This is a genomic window from Bacillus oleivorans, from assembly GCF_900207585.1.
Lineage (GTDB): Bacteria > Bacillota > Bacilli > Bacillales > JC228 > Bacillus_BF > Bacillus_BF oleivorans.
In genome coordinates this window covers 110,815-137,044 of sequence record NZ_OAOP01000009.1, presented here as the reverse complement: position 1 = coordinate 137,044, position 26,230 = coordinate 110,815, and the positions used below count along the sequence as shown (strand labels likewise).

Annotated in this window: 25 protein-coding genes; 3 read left to right on the top strand and 22 right to left on the bottom strand. The window is 38.4% G+C overall.

Translation table 11 applies throughout. The annotated features are described in order from the left end of the window. The first annotated feature begins 32 nt into the window (after positions 1-32). The gene (locus CRO56_RS17795; protein ID WP_097159974.1) at positions 33-665 is read left to right on the top strand and encodes a GntR family transcriptional regulator; all 633 of its coding nucleotides are present in this window, start codon (positions 33-35) and stop codon (positions 663-665) included. Positions 666-727: 62 nt separating this feature from the next. Here CRO56_RS17795 and brnQ read toward each other — a convergent pair whose 3' ends face one another. The 21 genes from brnQ to CRO56_RS17695 all read right to left on the bottom strand — a co-directional run bounded on the left by brnQ (position 728) and on the right by CRO56_RS17695 (position 22,220). After that, positions 728-2,086 carry a branched-chain amino acid transport system II carrier protein gene (brnQ, locus tag CRO56_RS17790; RefSeq protein ID WP_097159973.1) on the bottom strand — a complete coding sequence of 453 codons (1,359 nt, stop codon included), beginning with the start codon at positions 2,084-2,086 and terminating at the stop codon, positions 728-730. A 346-nt stretch (positions 2,087-2,432) separates the two neighbouring features. Beyond that, positions 2,433-3,410: a ring-cleaving dioxygenase gene (locus tag CRO56_RS17785; protein WP_097159972.1), complete on the bottom strand. Its 978-nt coding sequence runs from the start codon at positions 3,408-3,410 to the stop codon at positions 2,433-2,435. Positions 3,411-3,631: 221 nt separating this feature from the next. Next, positions 3,632-4,489 (bottom strand): MBL fold metallo-hydrolase, encoded by an 858-nt coding sequence (locus CRO56_RS17780; protein ID WP_097159971.1) that lies wholly within the window; start codon positions 4,487-4,489, stop codon positions 3,632-3,634. 168 nt (positions 4,490-4,657) lie between these two features. Next, positions 4,658-5,806, bottom strand: a complete 1,149-nt coding sequence (locus CRO56_RS17775) for a DUF4367 domain-containing protein (protein ID WP_179714341.1) — start codon at positions 5,804-5,806, stop codon at positions 4,658-4,660. Positions 5,807-6,032: 226 nt separating this feature from the next. Beyond that, the gene (locus tag CRO56_RS17770; protein ID WP_097159969.1) at positions 6,033-7,103 is read right to left on the bottom strand and encodes an LLM class flavin-dependent oxidoreductase; all 1,071 of its coding nucleotides are present in this window, start codon (positions 7,101-7,103) and stop codon (positions 6,033-6,035) included. A 418-nt stretch (positions 7,104-7,521) separates the two neighbouring features. Continuing rightward, complete coding sequence (locus CRO56_RS17765) at positions 7,522-8,295, bottom strand: SDR family NAD(P)-dependent oxidoreductase (protein WP_097159968.1); 774 nt, start codon at positions 8,293-8,295, stop codon at positions 7,522-7,524. A 277-nt stretch (positions 8,296-8,572) separates the two neighbouring features. After that, the gene (locus tag CRO56_RS17760) at positions 8,573-9,439 is read right to left on the bottom strand and encodes a permease (protein ID WP_097159967.1); all 867 of its coding nucleotides are present in this window, start codon (positions 9,437-9,439) and stop codon (positions 8,573-8,575) included. Positions 9,440-9,548: 109 nt separating this feature from the next. Next, complete coding sequence (locus CRO56_RS17755) at positions 9,549-10,001, bottom strand: MarR family winged helix-turn-helix transcriptional regulator (protein ID WP_097159966.1); 453 nt, start codon at positions 9,999-10,001, stop codon at positions 9,549-9,551. Positions 10,002-10,092: 91 nt separating this feature from the next. Then, on the bottom strand, positions 10,093-11,142 hold the full coding sequence (locus tag CRO56_RS17750; RefSeq protein WP_097159965.1) for a C45 family autoproteolytic acyltransferase/hydrolase: 1,050 nt from the start codon (positions 11,140-11,142) through the stop codon (positions 10,093-10,095). A gap of 165 nt (positions 11,143-11,307) precedes the next feature. Then, entirely contained in the window at positions 11,308-11,547 is a 240-nt protein-coding gene (locus CRO56_RS17745; RefSeq protein ID WP_097159964.1) for a ferredoxin family protein, read from the bottom strand. Positions 11,548-11,708: 161 nt separating this feature from the next. Further along, complete coding sequence (locus tag CRO56_RS17740) at positions 11,709-12,332, bottom strand: NAD(P)/FAD-dependent oxidoreductase (RefSeq protein WP_097159963.1); 624 nt, start codon at positions 12,330-12,332, stop codon at positions 11,709-11,711. 89 nt (positions 12,333-12,421) lie between these two features. Further along, complete coding sequence (locus CRO56_RS23445) at positions 12,422-12,550, bottom strand: hypothetical protein (RefSeq protein WP_281257331.1); 129 nt, start codon at positions 12,548-12,550, stop codon at positions 12,422-12,424. Between the two features lie 17 nt (positions 12,551-12,567). After that, positions 12,568-14,994: a heavy metal translocating P-type ATPase gene (locus CRO56_RS17735; protein ID WP_097159962.1), complete on the bottom strand. Its 2,427-nt coding sequence runs from the start codon at positions 14,992-14,994 to the stop codon at positions 12,568-12,570. A gap of 78 nt (positions 14,995-15,072) precedes the next feature. Next, on the bottom strand, positions 15,073-15,279 hold the full coding sequence (gene copZ, locus CRO56_RS17730; protein WP_097159961.1) for a copper chaperone CopZ: 207 nt from the start codon (positions 15,277-15,279) through the stop codon (positions 15,073-15,075). Between the two features lie 15 nt (positions 15,280-15,294). Further along, positions 15,295-15,639 carry a metal-sensitive transcriptional regulator gene (locus CRO56_RS17725; RefSeq protein WP_097159960.1) on the bottom strand — a complete coding sequence of 115 codons (345 nt, stop codon included), beginning with the start codon at positions 15,637-15,639 and terminating at the stop codon, positions 15,295-15,297. 116 nt (positions 15,640-15,755) lie between these two features. Further along, positions 15,756-16,760 (bottom strand): oligopeptide/dipeptide ABC transporter ATP-binding protein, encoded by a 1,005-nt coding sequence (locus tag CRO56_RS17720; protein ID WP_097159959.1) that lies wholly within the window; start codon positions 16,758-16,760, stop codon positions 15,756-15,758. Next, positions 16,753-17,721 (bottom strand): ABC transporter ATP-binding protein, encoded by a 969-nt coding sequence (locus CRO56_RS17715; RefSeq protein ID WP_097159958.1) that lies wholly within the window; start codon positions 17,719-17,721, stop codon positions 16,753-16,755. The genes CRO56_RS17720 and CRO56_RS17715 overlap by 8 nt, the downstream gene beginning before the upstream one ends. A 3-nt stretch (positions 17,722-17,724) precedes the next feature. Then, positions 17,725-18,582 (bottom strand): ABC transporter permease, encoded by an 858-nt coding sequence (locus tag CRO56_RS17710; protein ID WP_097159957.1) that lies wholly within the window; start codon positions 18,580-18,582, stop codon positions 17,725-17,727. Next, the gene (locus CRO56_RS17705) at positions 18,575-19,552 is read right to left on the bottom strand and encodes an ABC transporter permease (RefSeq protein WP_097159956.1); all 978 of its coding nucleotides are present in this window, start codon (positions 19,550-19,552) and stop codon (positions 18,575-18,577) included. The genes CRO56_RS17710 and CRO56_RS17705 overlap by 8 nt, the downstream gene beginning before the upstream one ends. A gap of 89 nt (positions 19,553-19,641) precedes the next feature. Beyond that, positions 19,642-21,456 (bottom strand): ABC transporter substrate-binding protein, encoded by a 1,815-nt coding sequence (locus CRO56_RS17700; RefSeq protein ID WP_097159955.1) that lies wholly within the window; start codon positions 21,454-21,456, stop codon positions 19,642-19,644. A gap of 17 nt (positions 21,457-21,473) precedes the next feature. Continuing rightward, complete coding sequence (locus tag CRO56_RS17695; protein ID WP_097159954.1) at positions 21,474-22,220, bottom strand: PIG-L deacetylase family protein; 747 nt, start codon at positions 22,218-22,220, stop codon at positions 21,474-21,476. Between the two features lie 187 nt (positions 22,221-22,407). On the opposite strand from CRO56_RS17695, the gene CRO56_RS17690 reads away from it, so the two are divergent. Then, positions 22,408-23,319 (top strand): plastocyanin/azurin family copper-binding protein, encoded by a 912-nt coding sequence (locus tag CRO56_RS17690; protein WP_179714340.1) that lies wholly within the window; start codon positions 22,408-22,410, stop codon positions 23,317-23,319. Between the two features lie 317 nt (positions 23,320-23,636). After that, complete coding sequence (locus CRO56_RS17685; RefSeq protein ID WP_097159952.1) at positions 23,637-24,806, top strand: D-alanyl-D-alanine carboxypeptidase family protein; 1,170 nt, start codon at positions 23,637-23,639, stop codon at positions 24,804-24,806. 36 nt (positions 24,807-24,842) lie between these two features. Here the strand turns inward: CRO56_RS17685 and CRO56_RS17680 are convergent, their stop codons facing one another. Then, entirely contained in the window at positions 24,843-26,222 is a 1,380-nt protein-coding gene (locus CRO56_RS17680; protein WP_142305222.1) for an MATE family efflux transporter, read from the bottom strand. Positions 26,223-26,230 lie beyond the last annotated feature (8 nt).

Sequence of the window (26,230 nt, the reverse complement as noted above, 5' to 3'; positions counted from 1 at the left end):
ACAATCAAAATTGACAAGGTGGTGAAAAGAGCATGCCGATTCCAGCAAACCATTTAAAGCCTGTCCGTAAAACGGCTAAAGAGAACGTATTTACTCAACTTCAACAATGGATTATTGATGGGACCTTGCTGCCAGGTGAAAAATTAAATGATACAGAACTTGCTGAAGTCTTAGGTGTTAGCCGAACCCCTGTCCGAGAAGCTTTACAACTTCTTGAAGTCCAAGGGTTTGTTAAAATGTACCCTGGAAAAGCCACTCAAGTAACGGAAGTCAAAAAGGAATCCATATATGAACTTCTTCCCCCGCTTGCAGTGCTGCAAGCTTTAGCTGCAGAACTCGTCATTCCTCATCTAACTGATGATGTGATTTCATTACTAGAGAGTACCAATGACCGGTTTGCAGTAGCCGTCCGTTCGGAAAATTATTTTGCTGCACTTAAAATCGATGAAGAATTCCACCAAATCATCGTCGATACCGCACAAAATTCATATATCCACCAGATTATCTCACAACTTCAGGCTCATGTCCGAAGACTATTTTTCCATAACTCGATTAAGTTAACCGAAAAATCGGTCGAAGAACACTCCAAAATAATAGAACTATTAAAAAATCAGGATGCTGAAAATGCCTCCGCCTTAATGCGCACAAATTGGCTAAAATATTAATTCATTTACTCTAAAAAAGCCGGTTTCCTTAAAAGCAGGAAATCGGCTTTTTATTTATAGGTTTACGCTTCAGCAGCGGCAGTTACTTTTTGAAATCTGGCAAGTACCCCTGTCACAAGAGTAACCACGATAAATGGTACCAGCCATCCGAGTCCTTGAGGATATAACGGTAAATATTCTTCATAGAACGAAACGATTGGTGCTAACCATCCATAGTAATCGATGCCTAGTAAAGAACATAAAGTTTTAAAACCATCGATAATACTTATCAGGAATGTTACAGAGATTGTTGCCACATACACCATACGGGAGTGATTAAATAGTGGTGACAGGAATGTTAAAAGCATTAAAACAATCGCTAAAGGATATAGGAACATGAGTACTGGAACAGAATAAGTAATGATGTTCGCTAATCCAAAGTTTGCAAATACAAATGTAATAACAGTAAAGAACACAACTAATGTTTTATAGCTAAATCTAGGAAGTAAAGTATGGAAATACTCGGCATTTGCTGTAATCAACCCGATTGCTGTTGTTAAACAAGCTAGAATAATGAGTACAGCAAGCATAACAGACCCGAAAGTTCCAAAATAATAGGAAGCAGCTCCGCTGAGAACCGGTCCGCCTGTATCAAAAAGACCTAGAGCTTCAGTCGTTGTAGATCCTAAATAGGCAATTCCGACATAGATTAGAGCAAGTAAACCGGTGGCAATGACTCCTGTTTTAGCGGTTGCGCGAAGAATATCACCCTTATCAGTTATACCTAGAGCACGAATCGCATTAATAACAATGATCCCGAATACTAGGGAAGCGAGTGCATCCATTGTGTTATATCCTTCTAAGAACCCTTTTACGAATGCTCCATCTTTGTATGCATCTAGAGGAACTCCTGCTTCCCCCATCGGATTCACTACTGCAGCTCCTAATAAAACAATAAGTAAAACAACAAGAGATGGAGCCAAAATCTTCCCAACGTTATCAACAATTTTACTTGGATTTAGTGAGAATATAAGGGCAATTGCAAAAAATATTGCTGAAAAAATGAGCAGCCCTAATTGTTCTGTTCCTTCAGGGAAAAATGGTGATATCCCTACTTCATAAGCTACTGTCCCTGTACGGGGAGCAGCAAAGAATGGACCAATTGTTAAATAAAGCAGAGCTGTGAAGAATACCCCATAGGCTGGGTGAACTCTACTTGACAATTCTTGCAGGTTCCTGCTTCCTGAATATCCCATTGCTAAAATTCCAAGCAGCGGCAGTCCTACACCAGTAATTAAAAATCCAATTGCAGCTGGCCATATATTGGTTCCGGAATATTGGCCAAGCTGTGCTGGAAAGATTAAGTTCCCGGCTCCAAAAAATAGTGCAAATAGCATAAATCCAATTGCTAAATAAGAAGAAAATGATAGTTTATTATTCATTTTAGCTTGTCTCCTCTATGAAGTGTATTCATTAAGTAATTTCTTGTATGCAATATATTAATGAAACTATATTACTATTTTTAAACGTAAAATGCAATATATTTGTGCCAAAGATTTCGACAATTTCGAACTACCAAAAAAGTATTTTTTATGAAAACACTTACATTATAATGATATTTCCTAAAGGAATTTAATTTAAAATTTTTACAAAAAATCTAGTAATATATTACAGGCAATTATACAACAAATTTGGAAATATATTCTGTTCTGCATAAATTTAGAAGGATAATAACAATCACCAGACAAACTAGCACAGCTAATTGTCTGGTGATTGTTATTTTATTGCCTATTCCTTTTCGAATTCAATTGTGCTTCTTACTGTATCAATAGGGCGGACTAATCTTTCAATTTGTTCACGTTTTGGCTCTAAAAATGGAGGCAAGGATAACTTTTCCCCCAGTGTTTCATATGGCTCATCTCCCATAAATCCAGGTCCATCCGTTGCAAATTCAAATAGGATTTGTGGAGCTACTCTTGCATATAAGGAACCAAAGAAATAACGGTCCACAAAACCTGATGTTTGGTACCCAAAACTAGCCATTCTTGCAATCCATTCATCTAAAACGGAACGATCCTCAACACGGAATGCAGCATGATGAACAGTCCCATACCCCTGGCGAGCCGGGGGGAGAATCACATTATGTTCCACAATCACCTGTGCTCCATTTCCTCCTTTGCCAACTTCAAACAAATGGAATGAGCCTTCTTTTCCTATTTCCTTGAATTGCAGGACTTTCTCCAGCATCTCTTTAAAATAATCAAAATCTGCAATCCGGACAAAAATAGGTCCTAAACCAGTAATCGCATACTCTAAAGGAATCGGACCTTTCTGCCACGGCGTTCCAGATGCAACTCCTTCATTATTTTCATCAGATATCAATTGGTATTGCTGATCATCAAAATCGACAAAAGAAAGAGTCTTTTTCCCAAATTGTTCTCTTATGCCGGTATGTTTGACACCTAAACGATCAAATCGCTTTATCCAATAATCCAAAGCCTCATCTGTCGGCACACGGAATGATGTTTTGGAAATCTCATTTGTACCGTGAAATCCTTTCGGAATCCCAGGAAAATCAAAGAAAGTCATATCTGTACCAGGGCTTCCCGTATCATCTGCAAAGAACAAATGATAGGTTTGAATATCATCCTGATTTACTGTTTTTTTAACTAAACGCATACCTAATACATATGTGAAAAACTGATAGTTCTTTTCTGCACTGCTTGTAATCGCAGTTACGTGGTGAATTCCTTTTAAACCATTCATATAAATACCTCCAAACTTATGCTTTTATTTAGTATTACTTTTCACACGAAGTAAATAATCTCTCCGAAATCAATAATAACCACATACCTGTTTATTTCAATTTAAGATATCTTTAATTCAAGAGAAATTTATCATAAATAATCTAAGGTGTCAATAACCGTTCAGTATAAACGATAAAAAATAAACCCATCCATTAACAATGGAAAGGTTGTTTATTCTATTTAATGTATCTCTTTATCAACATACTTCCCGTAGCGAGGAAGAGCAATCGTATCAAAATCCCGAGCCAATTCTGCTAAGCTTTGAGACAACAGTTCACCTGACAATGGCTGGCCATGTCCAGTAATCGCAACTTCTGGTTTTAATTGCTCAATTTTCACCACTGACTCCTTGGCAGATTTCCAATCAGGCGTAAAATAACGGGGAGGACCGCTGATTTCCAGTTCTTGCGTAATGACTTTATAAAGAACATCCTGCTTAACGGTTACAAAGGCATCACCCGCTATTATAACCCTGTCTTTCTCCCTAAAGAATGAAACATGACCAGGTGTATGGCCGGGAGTATGGATCCAGCAGAAATCAGCCAAATAAGGGACTGTTCCATCTGCTGGCAGTTTTTCAAGATGTTTGCCTATGTTTATCGGTTCATTAGGAAACAGCGGAGACATTTTCGCGACCATACCCCCTTCAACAGATGAATCTGGTGCAGGATAGCTCTTTTCCCCTGTTAAGTAAGGAAATTCTAATTCATGAGCATATACAGGAATATCCCAATGGTCCACCAACTCAATAATGGATCCAACGTGATCAAAATGGCCATGTGTTAATATAATCGCTTTTGGCCGGCTGTTTCTGCCAAAACGTTCCTCAGTCTCTGAAATAATTTCTTCAGCTGCATGGGGCATCCCCGCATCGACTAAAACAAATTCGCCAGTTTCTGGGTCACCAGCAAAAACAATATTTACAATTTGATTCGTATAGCAATATAAATCAGGTAATACTTGAATGCCAACACCACTTCCCACTGATGTTGCAGGAATGAATTTATAATCCTGTCCGTAATTCATCTCCTTATCCATATATAAACCTCCTTGGTATCGCACATATATGGATTATTGTCTCTCTTTTTGGTTAAAGTAATCATTTTTCAAAGTAATCTCATTTTTACACTATGTTTAACAGAACTCAGTACAAACTTAAACAAAAAAACACACCTAGTTTATCTAGGTGTGCCTTAAAATTTGATTCTATTGTACACTCTCTGCAATCTCGATCAATTGTTCTTTTGTTAGCTCAGTTCCCACTCCGGCTAATTCGATTAACAGACCGTCTTGTTCCCAGCTAACACTGAAGTAACCATCCATCTCATAATAAATCCCATCAGTACCGTGAACGGTAACTGGTTCCCCTTCCATATCTGCTAAGCTCATAACCTCAGTAGGATAAACCGTTACCATTACCCAGTTTTCCGGATCTTTGTCATAGCTTAACATCACACTGTCCATCGTTTCATCGTAATAGCCTTCAGTATAGACATAGCCTTCTGGAAGCTCTGCAGGTTGTGGTACTGTATAAGTGACTAATTCCTGAATTTCTTCTACACTCATACCTTCAGCAAATGGATCCATTTCTTCCTCTGCCACAGCATTCTCTTTTACTTCCGCCGGTATCTCGATTGGTTCCACCTTATTTAAATTTGAAGTAGTAAAATCTCCCTTCAATTTAATAGGTGTAGTAGTCCCTTCCTCAACCATTTCAAGCTCAACATCAAAGGTTTGAGCAGTTTGGAAGAATGTTTCCTTGTCGATTCGAATTTCTAAGTCTAACTTATTAATTTTGATAGATTCTATCATTTCTTCCATATAAGGATCTCCAGAGAAATCACCCATTGATGACATAACCAGATCCTCAATTAATACCTTGTATGACTCATCATTGCCTGACAGTTTTAAAACATACGCATTCTCTTCTTCTGTCATTTCAAATTGCTCCGTAAATTGGGTCAATTTTTCCATTTCTTCTTGGTTAAGCTGATCAAAATCGCTTATTCCCATTTCAGCAGCGTCCATTTTCATCCATTCGCCAAACATGCTCATGTACGCTTCTTCATCTTGCAGGTACATTTCCATATCCATGCTCATTCCTGGCATTCCCATGTTCAGGTTGAGATACATAGCATCTGGATTATGAGTGATATCTCCTGTTGCTGTTAAGTTTGACTTCATGTCCATCATATCGATGTCCATATTCATTTCAACTGAATAGCTTTCAAGCGACTTAGTTGCTTCAACGGATTTACTTAAAACTTCAGACTTGTCTAAAGACTTGTCCGCCCCGCAAGCAGCTAAAGCCATTATAAATAAAAAGCCTAATAATAATAGACTAAACTTTTTCATCTCATTTCCCCTTCTTAGATATAATGTAAAAAACATTTAGGAATGCTTACACCATATTAGCACCAGTCCATGAAAAAGTTTATCTATCAAATAATGGAATTTTTTAAAAGAATTCAATCGGAAAAAATCCCCATTGGAGTACATAAAAAAACCGGAATAAATCTCTGCCTAAGACTTTTCCGGAATATTTCTTCACTAGCTTCTTCAGGGATTGAATGCTGAAGTCTTATTTACATAGTTCCCGACGTAATACAGGGGCTACTTTTGTTGCTAGCAGTTCAATTCCTTTCGCAATCTTTGAAAATGGTAATCCGCCTATATCCATTTGTGCCAAGAAACGCTGATGGCCAAACAGCTCATGCTGGTGCAGCACTTTTTCTATAATTTGCTCAGGACTGCCTACAAACAAAGCGGTTTCTGGACTTGCTAAATACTCAAAGTTATCGCGTGTCATATGAGAAGCCATGCCACGCTGTTTATTCACGTAATTCCAGTAGTTTGAATAGTAAGGATAAAAATCTTCCTTTGCCTGCTCATTTGTCTCAGCAATATAGGCGTGGCCTGTAACTCCAACTTTAAGTGTATCAAGACTATGGCCCACTTCCCTGGCAGTTTGGCGATAAACGTCAACGAGCGGTTTAAAACGCATTGGATCACCGCCTAATATTGCAAGTGCTAAGCCCACTCCATATCGGCCTGCTCTTGCAGCACTTTCAGGGGTTCCGCCCACACCGATCCAAAATGGAATTTGCTTCTGAAGCGGACGAGGGGCGATCTCAGCATTTCTTAAACTTGGGCGAAAATGACCTTTCCACGTTACCATTTCTTCTTGATTCAATTTAAGAAAAAGGTTAGTATTCTCTTCAAATAACGCATCATAGTCGTTTAGTTCGTAGCCAAATAAAGGGAAAGATTCAATAAAAGCACCGCGCCCAGCGATCACTTCTGCCCGGCCGTTTGAGAGAAGATCTAATGTTGCAAAGTCCTCAAACAGCCTCACCGGATCAACCGTGCTTAAAACGGTTGTCGTACTTGTTAATTTTATCTTTTTCGTCACTTGTGAAATAGCTGCCAACACAACGGGTGGAGTCGAGACCGCATAGTCAAGCCGGTGATGTTCCCCGACCCCAAATACATCTAAACCTGCTTCATCAGCAAGCTTAGCCGCCTCCACCACTTCATCCAGTCGCTGTTTTGCACTGATTGTTTGTCCTGTCAATGGGTCTGGTCCAATATCTGCCAATGTATATATCCCAATTTCAAAAGGTGAATTTTTATTTTCTTGATTCTTCTGCATTATAATCCTCCTCTGGTGCTTTCTCCTATTTTGCTATGGAATTGAATCATCATTACAAAGAGGCTACAACTCATTGTACAACTAAATTCCTTCGATTTAAAGATATTTTAATTATTTTTTTATAGTGACTTACTAAAAGTCAGTACGCGATTAATAAACCAGCTACCAAGAAATAAAGCTTTCCTTAGTAGCTGGTTTCTATGACTATCCTACTTGTTCCGGATCATTTTGTATCATTAAAGAATTACCATCTCTCATTACTCATCCAAAAGACATTTAATAAGTGGGCCCAGCTGGTATCAATACCCATGTAAAAGTATTTACAATCGATGAGAATTAACCATATTTTTCTGGAAGTAAATCTTCAAAATGTCTCAAAAAAAAGCACCAGGAAATTTTCCTGATGCTTTTCTCTTTATTATTGCATGATTAAACCGCCATCAACAGTATAGATAGATTGCGTTACATAGGAAGCTTCATCTGATAATAAGAAGCTTGTGACATTAGCAACTTCTTCTGGTTCACCGTATCTTCCCATTGGAACAGCATTGTTATAAGCTTTTTGAGCTGCTTCTGCTGCACCGGGAGCCGTATTCTCTTCAATTTGTCTCATCATACGGGTATTGATTACACCAGGCGCTACAGCGTTTACGCGAATACCTAACTTTGCCACTTCTGTTGCTACTACTCTGGTCATCCCAATAACAGCGTGTTTCGATGAGTTATAAGCAATCATCCCTGGTGATCCCATTAACCCTGCTAAAGAAGCAGTATTTACTATACTTCCATATCCTTGCTTTTTCATAACAGGTACCATATATTTCAAGCCAAAGTATGCACCTTTAACATTCACGTTAAAGACAAACTCAAATACATCGGTAGGATACTCTTCTACATTAGCAGTTTTCCCTTCAACTCCTGCATTGTTTAAGAAACCGTCGATTTTTCCAAATTTATCAACAGTTACATCTACATAGGCTTTAACCTGATCTTCTTGGGAAACGTCAGCCTGAAGGGCAATCGCTCTTGAATCATCTAAACCTAATTCACTGATAACATTTTGAACAGCATCGAGATTTAAATCTACTAATGCAACTTTTGCTCCTTCACTTGTTACTTTTTTTGCAACTGCTTTACCGATACCGCCAGCTGCCCCTGTAATTACGATTACTTTATCATCAAATCTGCCCATGTTCGTTCTCCTCCTAATTTTTTCTTCTTTAATATGACTTTTTTAAGACACCTTCATTCTACTTCTTTACATATCTCGAAATCAAGATAAATGCTTCCAAATTGATATTCAAAAAAAATCACCTCTTGAGAAAAAATATCTAAAGAGGTGATTTTTATACTATTTAATTTCCTTAGCAACAAGCTTCTTGCTCTTCATCTGTAACTTCTTCAATTTGAATGTCACAGCATGAATCATCTTTGTTTTTCTTAAACCAAGCCATCTTTTCTCACCTCCTTTAAATGAAATAAAAGAGAAATCCTGAAATCGAAGCCATACATACGACCGATACAACAAATGCTGAAACAAGTTTTTTCTTAAATATCGAGTTTAATAGGGCTAATTCCGGCAAACTGGCACCCGTTGCCCCAATCATTAGGGCCATCATGGGAGGAAACGCCATCCCTTTTGCAATTAAAATTTGAGATAAAGGAATCATAGTTGATAAACGAATATACAAAGGAATTCCAATCACAGCTGCTATCGGTACAAGCCACCATTTATCTTCACCAAAATAGGTGACAATCCATTCGGTTGGAACTGCTCCGTATATAACAGAGCCAATCGCTGCACCGATAAGAAGATAAGGATACACTGTTTTCATTAAATCAATGGTTTCTTTAAGGGCACCTTTAATGTTGAAATTTACTTGCTGCTCATTAAAGCCAGTCATTTTTACTTTTTTTACTGCCGTTTCAAACCCAAGTTTTTCAAGTGTTAAACCGATAATGACTGATAAAATTGACGTTATGAGTGTATAGGCGATTGCGACTTTCACACCTAATAACGCGGTCATTAATGTAATAATGGTTGGATCTAGAACAGGCGATGCAAATAAAAAGATCATCACAATTCCAAAACGAACATTTTTATGTAAAAGATTCACCACTACCGGAATCGTCGAACAAGAACAAAATGGCGTAATAAATGCAAATGCAATGGCTGCCAGTGCTCCAGTAAATGTGTTCTTTCCAGATAAATATTTGTTAAGCTTTTCATAAGGGATTAGCCCCTGAAGCAGGCTCACGAGAAAAGAGATTCCAATAAAAAGAACCGTCAGTTCTAAAGCAATGGATAGAAAGCTTCGTAAGATATCAGTAAACATGTTTATTCTCCTTTTTATTTGTAATTCGCAAGTATTTATTATTTTTTTGATGTAACTATATCTTTCTGTTTATATAACTTGCATTTTGCAAGTATAAACAAGGGGGATATTACCCCAAAATTAGGGCACAGCACATATTCGATTTCCCCATCGCTTCATTAAGCAACTTAATGGACCGAATAACAGTTTCCCTTTCAAATTCATTCATATGAGAAAAGACCTCTTTTAAATAAGCATTCATTTGTTCGTGAATGACTGTCGCTATATATTTACCTTCTGTTGTTAAAGAAAGGATATGAACCCTGCGGTCATCTGGGTCTGGTGTTTTTTTGACCAAATTCATTTTAACCAGCGATTGAACCTGGCGACTAAATGTTGTAATGTCGGTTCCTAATATTTCAGCAATTTGCTGCATAGATGGTTTATGCTGACGGTCAATTTCATATAAAATATGACTTTGGATCAGGGAAATTTCATAGCCGCCTGTACTGCAGCAATTTTTATTCAAAAACCCAAAACGGCGTGTCATGATTTGAAATAATTCACGAAGATTTTCTTCCATTGTTTCTCACCTCTACTTTAGTTATACTTCATTTATTTGCATATTGCAATAATTTTTCAAAGATGATTACATATCACCAACTGTTTCAAATTTAAATGAGGGTCATCTGTACAAACGGCAGATCTGTCTCTAACTCCCCCTTGATTCGCTTGGCATGTGTATTGTCTCCTTGCAGCCACTGTTTAAAATCAAAGATAAGCGGCATCCGATCCCCGCCTAACGCAATCCATGTTTTTAAATCTTTAGGGAAGTATGCTGTTGTATGCAAGGTTCCAGCAGAAGCTGCGTATTTTTTTGAAAACACGTGCTTAGCGGCATCATTTAACATCCGAAAGGCATGGTAAGGATCAGTTGCATGATGTTGCTGGTCCTGAATAGCCTGCTGCCTACGAATTGAATCGTCAAGACGGTAGCGGTTTTCCTCGGTTAATTTTTCAAAATGATTGGTACAAAAGTTAGACTTACGAATCTCTACAGCTCTTGGAGAGGCTTCCACCACATAAGTTTCTTCATTTTTATCTAGTAATACATAGCTAAACGTATGGCGGTGCGGAATTTCCTTTAAAAGAGCTACAGCCTCCTCTACGTTCGCACACGTCTCTAAAATGAGCCGTCCAATCATATTACAAACAAATCCATCGTCCGTGTTTCTTCGGTTGACAAAGTTATAGCCCATGGCCAATCCTTTTTCATTGATTCCATCCGTTCGTCCTGTAATTTGCATAGATGGACCCACCAAAGCATACCCTTGGTCGGTCGGCTGATAAAGCACGTAACGTCCTTCATAAGAAAGGGGGTGATTATCATAATTTCGAATCATATAGTCAGCCCCTGTAAAAATCGAGCAGCCGCTGCGGCCGTACTCAAGATAATACCCGCCAAACTCACGGACTGTATCCTCAGTACTCCATTGCAGGGCATCAGCCAAACCGTGAAGCTCATCCCAAATTTTAGGGGCCACCTGCAGAATTGCCTGTTTTACCTCTGATACATTGACGGTGAAGTGACGTTCTCTTCTTGAACTCCATTGTTTTTGACGATTAGGTATTATAAGGGAATCTTTTAATAACTGACCTTGTCTATATCCAAAATCATAGTGAGTTCCCCGATACTGAATGACATCACTGTATACATGTCCCATAAAAAATTTCCTCTCATTTCCCCTCTACAAACAGTTTACGCTGATCCTGCTATATTTAAAATTATTTTGCTTTTGAAGGAAAATTTAAAAGCCTGCTTTTGATGAGCTGTACATCAGAAACAGGCATTACTGTTAGGCTATAAAGCTTATTAAACTATTAAACTTTTAATCTCTGCCAAAAAATTTACGGGCTTTTTCTAAGTAAGGCAGATCCTCATCCAATAAATCGTCTTCATGGAAAATGGCTGAAACCGGACAAACCGATTCACACGCACCACATTCTATGCAAATTTCAGGGTCAATATAAAATTGATCATCCCCTGGTTCAATACAATCCACTGGGCAAACCTCTACGCATTCCCCTGCTTTCTCATCGATACAAGGAGCTGTAATAACATATGCCACGACTATCCCCTCCATAATAGACATAATTTTTTGAAAAAATACTATTACTATTATTATATGAGAAAACTAATGAAAATGCCTACCTTTTCCTTCTATTTTTTTAAATTGTAATGATTTTTTAATTTCCTTATTGCCTTCATCCTATCATTCATTTCTATTAGTTAGAAACTAATCTGCTCTTTAAGGGATTCTACTCCAAAACGATTTATAAACCTCGGAAAATCTTCTCTTTTTTTTCCGTTTTCTCCGTATATATCAATTATTTGATCGACGACACTGTATAGTTGTTCAGGTGTAAGGGACTCATACAAAAGCTCTCCAACCCGTGCCTCCTTCCCCTTAGCTTTCCCGCCCACATATACATTAAATGAGTCTCTGATCTTCATCACACCGATATCGTTCACCATCGGCTCACCACAGCCAATCGGACAACCCGTGTAGGCTGGCTTTAAGGTGAAAGGGACAGGTTTACCGGCAATCCGAGTATTTAACTCCTTAGCAACTGGCATTCCTTCTTCTAATTCCCCTTTACAGAAATTACAGGTCCGTAAACTTTTAACATAATTTCCAACTGGGTAGCAGTGGAGGTCAACCTTAGTAAATTCTTCTTTTATCGCATCCAAATTATTTTCGGGTACTTCCAGATAAAGCTGCTGGAAGGTAGTTAACTCTAACTCATCTGCTTCATCCATATATTTTGCAATCGTCAAAAGCTGCTTTGGTGTTAATTTCGCGCCAAAGCCAATTCCGCCATTAACGGCAATTTTTATTTTATTGGTTGTCATTCCTCTCCCATCCTTACTTTATTAAAAATTTATGTTTGCACAAAATTGACTCGGCACCACTTAGGATGCCGAGCAGTGGTTTCTAGAGGTTAGTTTTGGTGATTTTCGCCATGTTCTTCATTATTGACGTCTTCTTCCGCAAAGAATCCATCATAAATCGCATATCCGCCCATGACAAGCAGCAAATAGAGAAAAGCCGCTAAAGCCCATTTTTTCATAGTTATCGACCCTTTCCTCATGAGATCGTTTTTTGATTTAATTTAACTCTTTGTAAACGAAGGGCATTTAACACAACTGAAACTGAACTAAAGGCCATTGCAGCTCCCGCTAACCAAGGAGCAAGGAATCCGGCAGCGGCAATTGGGATGCCTAACGTATTATAAGCAAGTGCCCAGAACAGATTTTGCTTAATATTTCGGATGGTTTTGTGACTCATTAAAATCGCATCTGCAATGCTGTTTAAATCACCGCGCATAAGGGTTATATCAGCAGCTTCCATAGCTACGTCTGTTCCAGTTCCAATCGCCATCCCAATATCAGCCATCGCTAGAGCCGGTGCATCATTGATTCCATCGCCAACCATAGCAACACGTTTGCCTTGCTGCTGAAGCTTTTTCACTTCTTCTGCTTTACCTTCTGGCAGCACTTCAGCAATGGCTTGATCGATTCCGACTTCATCCGCAATTGCTTGTGCGGTACGTTTGTTATCCCCGGTCATCATAATAACTTCAATGCCTGCTTCCTTTAAGCGTTTAATAGCTTGCTTGGATGTATCCTTAATTGTATCTGCAACCGCAACAAGTCCTCTATATTTGCCATCAATTGCGACAAGCATGGCGGTTTTTCCACTTTCTTCAAAGCCTTCCATTTCGTTAGATTCAAAAGAAATATTAAATTGATTCAACAGTTTTCTTGTTCCAATTAATATTGCACGGCCTTGAACTACTGCTTTGATCCCATATCCCGGAATTGCTTCAAACTGATCAGCATTTGCAAGCGCAATGTTGCGTTCCTTAATTCCCTCTACAATTGCATTTGCAAGAGGATGCTCCGATTGTTTTTCAGCAGATCCAACTAGACTCAAAAATGCTTCTTCATCGATACTTTCATTTACCACAACATCTGTTAATACTGGCTTCCCGTTTGTCACTGTACCGGTTTTATCAAGCACGACAGTTGTAATCTTATGGGTCATTTCTAAATGTTCTCCGCCTTTAAATAAGACCCCAAATTCAGCTGCCCGGCCAGATCCGGCCATTATGGAAGTTGGAGTGGCCAGCCCAAGGGCACACGGACAAGCTATTACCAATACAGCAATTAATTTTTCAAGTGCCTCGGCGAATTCACCAGGGCTCACCCAGATGAACCAGATTAAGAATGTGATAACCGCAATTCCGACTACAATCGGCACAAAAATACCTGAAATTTGGTCTGCCAATCGTTGAATCGGCGCTTTCGATCCTTGCGCTTCTTCTACTACCTTGATAATTTGCGCTAGAGCCGTATCTTTTCCTACTTTCGTTGCTTTCACTTTTAAAAATCCATTTTTATTAATAGTTGCACCAATAACGATATCTCCAACCGTTTTATCGACTGGGACACTCTCTCCGGTAATCATGGATTCATCTAACGCGGAGTTTCCTTCGATGATTTCCCCGTCAACCGGCACCTTCTCACCCGGTTTAATATAGATGATATCCCCTGCTGTGACTTCTTCAAGCGGAACCTCTAGTTCCACTCCATTTCGCAACACAGTCGCTGTCTTTGCCTGAAGTCCCATTAACTTCTTAATTGCTTCAGAAGAACGCCCTTTTGCCCTGGCTTCAAACAGCTTACCTAAAATGATTAAGGTAATCAAAATCGCACTTGTTTCAAAGTAAAGCTCGACCATATGAGCGTCTGTCCCAATCGATTCGATTGCCTTATACACACTGTAAAAATAGGCAGCTGAAGTTCCAAGCGCCACTAATACATCCATATTGGCACTTTTATTGCGCAGGGCTTTATAAGCACCTACATAAAATTGCTTCCCGATCACAAACTGCACAGGAGTTGCCAATGCCAGCTGAACCCATGGATTCATAAACATTTCCGGCAGATAGATAAAGGACGTAAACTCAAAGTGTCCAACCATCGCCCATAATAAAGGGAGAGAAAGAATCAGGGAAAAAATGAACTTCCCTTTTTGCTTTTCAATTTCTTTTGCACGATGATCAGCGGTTTCCTCTTGATCCTGCTTTAACTTTGCTTCATAGCCTATATTTTTTACTTTTTCGATCATATCTTGGACACTGACCTGTGACGGATTATACTCGACAGTTCCAGTTTCTAAGGCTAAGTTCACTGTAGCGGTTTGAACACCCTCTAATTTTTTCAATCCTTTTTCAATTCGGGTCGCACAAGCCGCACAAGTCATACCCATCAGGTCAAACTCAACCTTTTCCGTTACTACCCCATAACCCAAATCCTGAATTTTTTTCTCAAACGCATCCGCCTGTGTGATTTCTGGATTATATTTAATCGTAGCTTTTTCTAAAGCTAAATTGACATTGGCAGCTTCAACTCCATCAAGTTTGTTTAGCCCCTTCTCAATTCTGTTCGCACACGCTGCACAAGTCATGCCTGTTACTTGAAAGTTTATTTCCTGAGCTTTTTCACTCATTTCAATGCCTCCCTATACCTATATGGGGTATATTTTTCTGAAAAAGAAATCGTGCTCCTAACAGCACGCTTTCCACTATTATTGGACTTCATAACCTTCTTCATCAATGGTTTCTTTGATGGCATCCAGTTTAACTTCTTCAGGGTTATATTCTACTGCAACGGTTCCTTCATCTAATGCAACCTTCACATCTTTTACACCTGAAAGTTTGCCGACACTTCCTTCAATTGTTTTTACACAATGTCCACATGACATTCCTGCCACATTCAATATTACTTTTTCCATTTTGGTCATCTCCTATTATTTTTTCATCAATTTTTGGATGGTAACCAGTACCTCATCTAGGACCTCATCGTCCCCGTCCTGGATTCTCTCCAGCACACATGTTTTTAAATGGCCCTCTAATAAAATTTTAGCCACACTGTTTAAGGCTGATTGAGTCGCAGCTATTTGCGTAATTACATCATCGCAATACGTATCTCTTTCAATAAGCCCTTTAATTCCGCGGATTTGTCCCTCGATTCTATTTAATCTGGAAGTTAAATTACTTTTTACTTTATCTGAATGATGACTTTTTCTTTCTGTACCTGGGGAACAGCAGTCAACAGCATTTACCGTTTCTTCATGTTCAAGGTTTATCGCCATTACAGCACCTCCTTGTAATCATCTTAATATACCCCATATGGGTATGTCAAATGTTTTTTACCCATTTTTTTCAAAAAAATAATTTCCTTTTTAATCTCTTACCGACATAAGCTATGCTAAGAGGTTTTCTCAATAATTTGATGATGGCAATGACAAGATACAAAATGACCCTGTTCTAAATTCTCCAGCCTAGGTTCAATCGTATGACACTGACTTTCACGATGCGGGCATCTCGCTACGAAAGGACATCCCACTATTTCCCTGGTCGAGTCTACTTCACCATCTAAAATTATATATTCTTTATTCGCAATGAAGTAATTTAAGTCTTTCACTACGGATACCAACGCTTTTGTATAAGGATGGGTCGGTGCCTGTATAATTTTTTTGGTTGGCCCCACCTCCACAATTTTGCCTTGATACATAACAGCAATCCGATCACACATATAACTTGCAGTTGATAAATCATGGGTAATAAACATCATTGTTAATCCCATTTTTTTCTTTAGATCTTTTAAAAGATTCAAAATTCCTGCACGGACAGAGACGTCTAACATAGAAGTAGGTTCATCAGCTGCAATAAATAAAGGTTTTAAAATAATCGCCCTTGCAATCGCAATTCTTTGCCTTTGCCCTCCGCTTAATTGGTGCGGATAGCGATAGATAAAATCCTCTGCGGGTTTTAGATCGATAGACTCAATCGCTTGCTTTACCTTTTCAAATTTCTTCTGATGGGAGAGCTCCTTTTCATGAGCATTTAAAGGTTCCATTAGAATGTCGACGATTCTCATTCCTGGATTTAACGTATCGTAAGGATCCTGAAAGATCATTTGCATTTTCTTTCTTATTTTTTTAGTTTGTGATTCAGAAAGCTTACATAAATCTGCGTTATCAAACCAAATTTCTCCACTCGATTCCTTCATTAATCTCATCATGATCCTTGCAGTTGTTGTTTTTCCGCAGCCGCTTTCCCCAATAATCCCTAAAATCTCACCACGTTTTATCTCAAGATTTAAATTATTGACTGCATAGACCTCCTGAGTCTTTCTATTAAAAAACGGACCGGATTTTTTAATAAAACGTTTATTTAAACCCTTTATCCTAACTAGTACTGAATTATCCATTATTTCCTCCCCCTAAAAAACAGGCTGAAAAATGTCTTGGTTTTATTTCCATCAATTTAGGAGATTCCTGACTGCATCGCTCTAATGCAAGAGAGCATCTTGACTGAAACCGACATCCTAGTGGAGGATTGACCAAGCTAGGTACCATTCCCGGAATGGAAGTAACCTCGTGATCTAAATTATTTAGGTCAGGTGTCGCATTAAGTAATGCCTTAGAATATGGATGATTAGCTTCTTTTAATAGCTGTTCTGTACTTGCCCACTCCACAATTTTACCTGCATACATAATAGCGATCCGGTCGCATATAGCCGTTACCATAGGCAAATCATGCGAAATCAGAATAACCGATAAATTCATTTTCTTTTGCAAATCCTTTAACAGTGCAATTATTTGCGCTTGGGTTAATACATCTAACCCTGTGGTCGATTCATCAGAAATAATCAATTTTGGCTTACAGGCAAGCGCCATCGCAATAGCTACCCTTTGCTTCATCCCGCCGCTAAATTCATGAGGATAGCTCTTCCACCGGTCACCATCGATTCCTACCATCTCTAACAATTCTTTCGTTCGTTTTAATGCTTCTTTTTTAGTAACGTCTTCGTGAAGCAGAATGGCTTCTATGATTTGATCACCAATCGTATAAATCGGATTTAGTGCATTCATTGCACTTTGGGGGATGACTGATATCTCTTTCCACCTGAGCTTTCTCATCTCTGCTTCCGATGCTTTTAAGATTTCTCTTCCTGCTAAGTAAACACTTCCTGAAACAACTTTTCCCGGATACTCAATTAATCTTAAAATTGATTGTGCTACTGTGGTTTTTCCGCAGCCAGACTCTCCTATTAGTCCCAGCATTTCCCCCTCGTTTACATGAAATGAAACATTTTCAACCGCTTTTGAAATCCCCTTCTCTGTTTTAAAATATGTAGAAAGATTTTCTACAGAGAGTAAAGTCCCCACTCGTTAACGCTCCTTTCTTAAACGCGGATTTAAAATCTCCTCTAACGAATATCCGGTAAAAGCAAAGGCGATTACCAGTGCAGTTAACAGGATTCCTGGTGGTAATATCCACCATACCCATGCATCTGTTAAAAATGCACCTCTTGCTTGTGCATAATAAAGGATCGTTCCCCAGCTTTTAGTGAAGGGATCACCTAAACCTAAAAAGCTTAATGATGCTTCGACTAAGATAGCACTGCTGGCGGCTAAGATAAACTGTGACAGGAGAATCGGAAAAACACCCGGTAGTATATGCTTTAATAAAATTTCTTTTACATCCGTTCCGATTGATTTGGCTGCTTCTACATAGCCGCTGGTTTTAAGAGTTAGTACTTGGGAACGTACTACTCTTGCCGGACTAGCCCAAGAAGTCAAACTAATGACCAGAATTATATTCCAAAAGCTTGGCCCCACAAATGCAGCTAAGAGAATCATTAACGGTAAAAAAGGAATAACAAGTACTAAATCTACTAATCTCATTAATAAGGAATCGATTTTTCCGCCATAATAACCCGCAATAATTCCAATGAAACAGCCTATTACAATAGAAATAAAGGCGGCAATGACTCCTATTAACAGGGAAACTCTTGTACCGTAAATTAGCTCACTTAATATGTCCTGTCCTACATCATTAGTTCCTAATAAAAAATCTCCATTTGGTTTCATAAATGGCTGTCCTACTCTTTCAGCAGGATCATATGGAGCAATAAGAGGTGCGAAGATTGCTATAAGAACAAAAACAACTAAAATCCCAAGTCCAAATAAACCCAAGTTGTTAGAGGTTAATATATTCCAATACTGTTTCCATTTTTGCTTATCCATTATTTTTTCCCACCTTTGGATCCAAGAATGGATAGATTAAGTCTGCTAAAAGGTTTGCTAACACCACTCCAAATGTGATAATCAAAAACGTAGCTTGAATCAGAGGATAATCCCTGCTCAATACTGATTCATACATTAAACGCCCTACCCCAGGATAAGCAAACACGGTTTCAATCACAGTTGCTCCTCCTAAAGTAAAACCAAGACTAAGCATAAATACAGTTGAAACAGGCAAAAGGGCATTCCTCATCGCATGTTTATACTTAATGACTTTATCTTTTACTCCTTTTGCCTTCGCCATCATAATATAGTCTTCTCCTAATACGTTTAACATAGAGTAACGCATAATCATAAACGTATTGGTTACCGAAATTAAGACTAAAGTAGTTAAAGGCAGTGCTAAATGTCTTGAAACATCCAAAAATCGTTCCAAGCCGGTTAAGTTGGACCAGGCGCTTTCAGCTCCAAAAACAGGAAACCAGCCCAATTGAGCAGAAAAAATAGAAACTAGAATCATCCCAATCCAAAATGATGGCATTGAACTTAAAAACATAAAGGCAGTCAATAGATTTGCATCTGTTTTAGTTCCTCTTTTCCATGCCGACACGGCTCCAAAAATTACGCCAATAATTGTAGAAAGGATTAAGCCAAGCCCTGTTAATAACAGTGTCCATGGCAGTCGCTCAATCAGAAGTTCAGAAATCGGCTGTTTTTGCTGATAAGAAAAACCAAAATTACCTGTAAAGATATTCTTTACATACGTTAAATATTGTAACCAAATCGGATCATTCAACCCATGTTCATCTAGAATCGCTTGTTTTTCAGCACTTGACATAAATCCAACATCTTCACCCGCCAGGTATACGAGCGGACTCCCCGGCATCAATCTTGGCAAGAGAAAATTCAAGGTAAGCATTAAGAAAAGTACAATGGCATACTGTACAAATTTCCCTAAAACGAATTTCCTCACTGGTACACCTCCTATAAATTAATCGTCATTTCCAGTGAAAAAAGAAAAGGTCCAGTAAAATAGGGATTTTACTGGATACAATATTTCTGTTAAAAACCAAAATCATCAGAATCGTTATTCTTCTTAGATTTCCTTTTTATAAAAATAAAGCCAACAGCCACTGCTGCAATCAAACCGCCAACTAGAAAAATAGTAGTATTGGCTGAACCAGAAGAAGCTGATTCGGTTTCACTTTCTGCATCACCGGTTGTACCAGCAGATGATTCATCATTTGTACTGTTATTTTGTTCTGTTGCAGGCGCTTCTACTTTTTCTCCGGGTACAAATGATAGTTTGTTAATGATTCCTTTTCCTGTCTGGAACACGTATCCATCATAGACCTCTGGATTATAGGCATTTACAATTTCTTGATAATAAAGGGTAATAAATGGAGCCTCTTCAGCAATAAATGCTTGCATTTCTTTTATAATACTAGTCCGTTCTTCTTCATCTAATGTTGACTGTAATTGTTCGGATAATTGATCAAATTCAGGATTACTGTAACCGCCAATATTAACGGATCCAATACTTGGGTCAGAATGGAACAGCTCGATCATTCTGTCTGGGAAAAGCTGCATTGTATTAGACCAGCCCCAAAGCCCCAGATCATAATCTCTTCCTTTACTAACATCAAATTCTGGCCACATAAGGGAGTCAACCGTCGTAGCATCCATGGCTTGAACGGTATTTCTAATACCAATATTATTTAATGATTCTGAGATTAACTCAGCCGCTCTAATTCGTATAGGATTATTTGAATAGACGAGTGTCGTTAGACTGATTTGCTCTCCATTTTGGTCCTCTCTAAATCCATCGCCATCCGTATCTGTAAACCCTGCCTCTTCTAATAGCTGTTCTGCTTGGTCCGGATCAAATACGGGGGTGAGCTCATCGTTATAATAAAGTGATGATGGATGAATAAATCCAGGGCTTCCTAACTCTGCATAACCAAGTAAAAGAGTGTCAACTAAATTCTGCTTATCAATTGCGTAGTCGATTGCTTTTCTGAATGCCGTTTCAGACATTGGATACTTTTCCGCGTTAATCTGAAATAAAGTTGTACTATAACCCGCTCCTCTTACTACCTTTAAAGCAGGATTGGACTCAAACTGGTTAACAAGCTCAGGTGCAATACTTGTTGATATCGCGTCAATTTCTCCTGCTTGAAGGGCCGTAAACATCGCTGTCGTATCTTCAATAATCGGGAAAACAATTTCTCCGATTGGCGGTTCTCCCATAAAATAGTCTTTATGAGCAGCCATTTTATAATATTGACCCGAACTATGTTCGACTAATTGGTAAGGACCGCTGCCGACTGCATTTGTTTCATTATCGGGATCTGTTACATTAGTCCAGATATGTTCAGGAAGGATTGGAAGATCAGCTAGAGGTTGAATCATGAAGTTAGGATCAGCCTGAGACAATACTAAGGTAAAGCTTGTGTCATCTTGAACTTCAACTGAGGCGATACTTTGAAGCGGGTTCGTAAATCTTGATTTCGGGTGCACAATAAAATAATCAATCGTAAATTTGACATCATAGGCCGTTAAGGCTTCTCCATCATGCCACTTGATATTCTCATGCAAAGTAAACTCATAGGTGAGTCCATCTTTACTAACAGAGTACTCTTTTACTAACCATGGCTGTGGGATGTTATTTTCATCTAATACAAAGAGGTTATCATAAAGTAAATTAACTAAATCCAAACCGGGATACCCTGTAACATATGTATAAGGATTCAGGGCATTTTCATCTTGTGTAATACCAATGGTTAACGACTCCGTTTGGACTTCTGCATAAATACTTGAAAAACAAGTCAAAACCAGCATTATAACTAGGACAAAACTAACAAGATATTTTTTCATCTGACTCCCCGCCTTCCTTATTTAATTAACTCTTGTAAATGAAAATTCCCTTCTCTTCGATAAGCCTCCGCAAATGCAAAATGTCCGTGTGTAGCCAGACCATGGTAAACATGAACAGCCCTATCTAACACTCTATGGATGGCTCTCCCTTTTTCATAGGAATTGAGTTCCGAAAATCCTGGGGTTAGCAGTTCCGCAGCGTGAGGATCGAGCATATGTTCAAAATGTATTCCGCTAAATTCCATTTGGCTTTCTAAAGCATCCATTGCTTTTTCTTTCTTTTCCCATACTTGAGAAATATCAACGACTGTATTTGGATGGTGAGGCGTCATATAGTAGATAGTTGGAATCGGATGTGGTTCTAAACCTGGCATTTCCTCTAATGCAAAATCTCTGCTTGCTAGTGCAATAGATTCCAAGAGTAGCGTCATTGCAGGTCTTCTATCAGGGTCCAAGTCATGGAATGAATGGTCTGGATCCTGGGTAATAATGATATCTGGCTTTACTTCTCTAATAACTTTTATCAATTTTTTCTTGGACTCAACACTAAGATCTACGGTTCCTGATTGAAAATTGAGAAATGAAACATTTACACCTAGAATTTCTGCTGCTTTTTTAACTTGCGGTTGGCTTGTCGGTCTGCAAAGCATTATAGCTGCAAATGATTCCCCGCCACTTTCTGCATTTTTCGCTAAAGCTCCACCACACTCTACAACTTCCATTCCATAAACGCCTAAAAATAAAATACGTTGTCCTTTTGCCATTCATACCCTCTCCTTTGTTTAATATACAATACCCCTCTATCGTATATTTCATTTATTAAATATACTATTATGTTTTGAATCTTTTGTAAATATATAATCTTTAAATTTTTCAGTAAATATTTGATTTTTTTTTGGAATGGTTTGCCTTTTCATAACATATTCTTTAGCAGATAAAGGAGGGACAACCATGAGCCCATTCCATTTGTTTACGATTCTATCTTTAATTGGGGTCATTGTAATAAATACAATACTGGGGTATATCGGTAAGAAGTCTTTGACCAAAATGTCTGCGATGATGATATCCATGTTTTCTGGAATGAGCATAGGGATAACTGCAGGCTTAGCAGCGGGGTCTGTTTACCAGGGGAATTTATTTGTTTCAACGTCTCTTTCCTTGTTAATTGGTTTACTCATAGGGATATCTTTTGGAATTACAATGGGTGTGCTATCGGGTATAGAGGCACTGATGTCTGGGATTATGGGCGGAATGATGGGGGCAATGTTAGGTGAAATGATTTTTTTAGATCAATCCGTCTTAATGACTAAAATATTTTTGACTCTAAGCATTTCTTCTATCGGATTATTCTTTATCCTACGTAAAGATGAGAAAGTTAATATTTATATACCAAATAAAAAATGGTTTTTACGGCCTATTAGTTTCCTGTGTGTGTTTGTACTTTACCTATCATTTGGTAGTTCCTTAAACTATACATATTCAGGTCATCATTTATCCCTCCAGAAAGATAGAAACGATTCAACAGGTCAAGTTAATACATTATCTATATCAGTTAAGAAACAGAGTTTTGTATATACCCCCTCCACTTTAAAAATAAAAGAAGGGCAACAAGTTTCTTTTGTTTTAGTGAACAGTGACGATATTGAGCATGATTTACAAATTGAGTCTATCCCGATTCAGTACAACTCAGATTCTATTCATCATTCCTCACACCAATCTGATGCAGATATTCACCTTCACGCAAAAGCTAATAGTGAGAGTCAAATAAATTTCATCCCCGTGGCGAAAGGAACATATGAATTTTATTGTTCAGTCCCAGGACATAAAGAAAATGGGATGGTCGGGAAATTAATTGTGTATTAAGTCCATATTTAATTCTTATATACAAGAAGAACCTCTTACATTAAAAGAGGTTTTTTTATGACTGAAAATCAAGTATCTTGTTAGGTAGAATAAAACAAACTCTTTAAAAAAATTAAGGTATAATTACATCTAGTTCATTTCTAGCGGATTTATTCCTATTTTGATTTACAATAGGAGTAGAATAGTTTTTTCCTAATAAAATTTTTAATTAGCAGGCATGGAAAAAATACTTTATTGAAAACTAGTTTTAATAAGGTATAGTAATATATGTTGTTTCGTATACAGAAATAAAAGACATTGAAATTCTGGTGATATAAATGAACAGATTAATTTTAACAATTACATCTTTCCTTTTTATAAATACAATAATAGCTTCGACAGCTTACGGGATAACGGATCCTGCTCCTCCCACTATTACGAGTGAAGCGGCTATTATTTTAGAAGCCGACTCTGGTAGGATCCTCTTTGAAAAAAACGCAGATGCTCAAATGTATCCTGCAAGTCTGACTAAAATTGCGACGGCCATTTATGCCATTGAAACTGGTAATCTGGATGATATAGTAACGGTTAGCAGCCATGCCAGAGATGTCGATGGAACAAGGGTTTACCTGGAAGAAGGGGAAAAAGTTACATTAAAAAAGCTCCTGCAAGGGCTTTTAATTAATTCCGGGAATGATGCAGGCGTTGCGATTGCGGAGCATTTAAGCGGAAGTGTCGAGCAATTTGCTTCCGACCTCAATAAGTACTTAAAAAATGTAATTGGGGTCGAAAACACCAACTTTGAAAATCCGCATGGACTCTATGAGCAAGACCATGTAACAACCGCAGAAGATCTAGCTAAAATTACCCAATATGCCATGAATAATGAAGGGTTTAGAGAAATTTTCGGAACTAAACAATTGGAATGGCAAGGTGAGTCTTGGGTTACGACTCTCTATTCGCATCATAAATTGGTGAAGGGCGAAATTCCGTACGAAGAAGTAACCGGAGGAAAAAACGGTTATGTGGATCAATCCGGTTTCACATTAGCTACAACAGCTGAAAACAATCAATTAGACTTAATAGTTGTAACGCTCAAAAGCAGTTCAGAGGCTATCGCTTATCAAGACACCGTTAGCTTATTAGACTTCGGCTTCAATAATTTTGCCACCGCAAGTATTGCAAAAGGGAATACATTTGATGCAGACGGCGAGGAATTTAAGACAGCCGATACATTATTTTATACCTATCCTATAAATGAACAAGTTAATATGGAGGTTAACAAGGAAGGGACCTTAGAAGTGACTGGAAAAGACGGTACTGTGATTGCTTCTTATGAATTAGAACCGATGGAAGTGGCCGCAACAGCAGAGGTCAAAAAATCAACGGCTGTTCAGGAAAGTAATCTTTCCCTTTTTAGCGGGTTTTCTTCTAGTCTAATCTTCTTATTAGCTTCAATTGCCATAGGGATCGTAATCCTGTATTTTCGCCAAACCCGAAAGGTATGAAATAACCCCATGCGTAACCATGCATGGGGTTTTGTTTTATGCGTCCTTTTCAATCGGGGGGTCAAATGATCTTTCTTTAAAATATGCTTTAAATCTAAATAACAAGAAAATAGCCCGTACAAACAAATCAATGGCAATCGATAACCAGACTCCGGCAATCCCCATTCCAAGCTGGATCCCCAGAATATATACACCAACTATCCGAATCACCCACATACCGATAGCTGTGCTGTACATAGGACTTTTGGTATCGCCAATGCCTTGCAAGGCACCAGCTAATATCAACCCCACCGCTAATGCAGGCTGAGCGAAAGCATCGATTCTTAGTGCTGTTACAACCATATCAATAGCAGTTGGTTCCGTCGTAAACCAAGTGGCCATCCATGGGGAAAGGAGAAATAAAAGAACCCCTCCTACTGACATGATGAGAATACCGATTCCTGAAGTCAGAATCCCATACTTGTAAGCATCCAGGTGGTGTCTCGCTCCTATGCTTTGACCTACTAAAGTTGTGGCTGCAACAGCTAAACCATAGCCTGGCATATAAGAAAACATTTCGATATTACCGGCAATTGTATGGGCAGCATAGGTTTCTGTTCCTATTCGTACAATCAAACCAAAGTAAAGTACTTGCCCTAAACGCATAATTAATCGTTCTGCAGCAGTTGGTATAGCTAATTTTATTATAGATGCTGTCAATGGGTTCTTTGAAATTATAGTGATTTTAAAAACTGAAAAATTGACCTTTGATTTTTGAATGGATCTATAGAGAGCGATTGTCCCTATAATTCTTACGATTACAGTAGCCCAGGCAGCCCCTGCTACTCCTAATCCGTTAAATCCAAACATACCAAAAATTAATACATAATCTAATCCAATGTGAATAAAGTTAATCCACAAGCTTACTTTCATAGGAGTTTTGGTGTCCCCTGCAGCCCTTAAAATACTTCCAAAAATCAGCATAAGCGAAATAAAAATGGAAGGTACTGCTACAATCCGAAAATAAATCACTCCGTCTTTCAAAACTTCAGGCTCTGCACCCATCAATGTAAGCAACGGTTCAGCAAAAAAATAAGAAATGATTCCAAATATAATTCCAATTACGATAGAAATCCATGTTGATTGTTTGGCATAACCTTTAGCCTTTGCCAAATCACCTGCACCGATACTCCTGGCAATAAGAGAGGATGCTCCTACACCAATTGCCAAAAATATAGCCATATAGACAGCTATAATGGTGTTGGCAATTCCCACTGCTGTCACTTCATTCAAACCAAGTCTTGCTACAAATAAAGTATCAACAAATCCTACGACTGTCTGTAAAATATTTTCAATCATCGCTGGGACTGCTAGTGAAAGGATTACCATTACTTTTTGTTTAGCTGTTTTGTCATGAATTGATTCCGTCGCAGACATGACAGTTC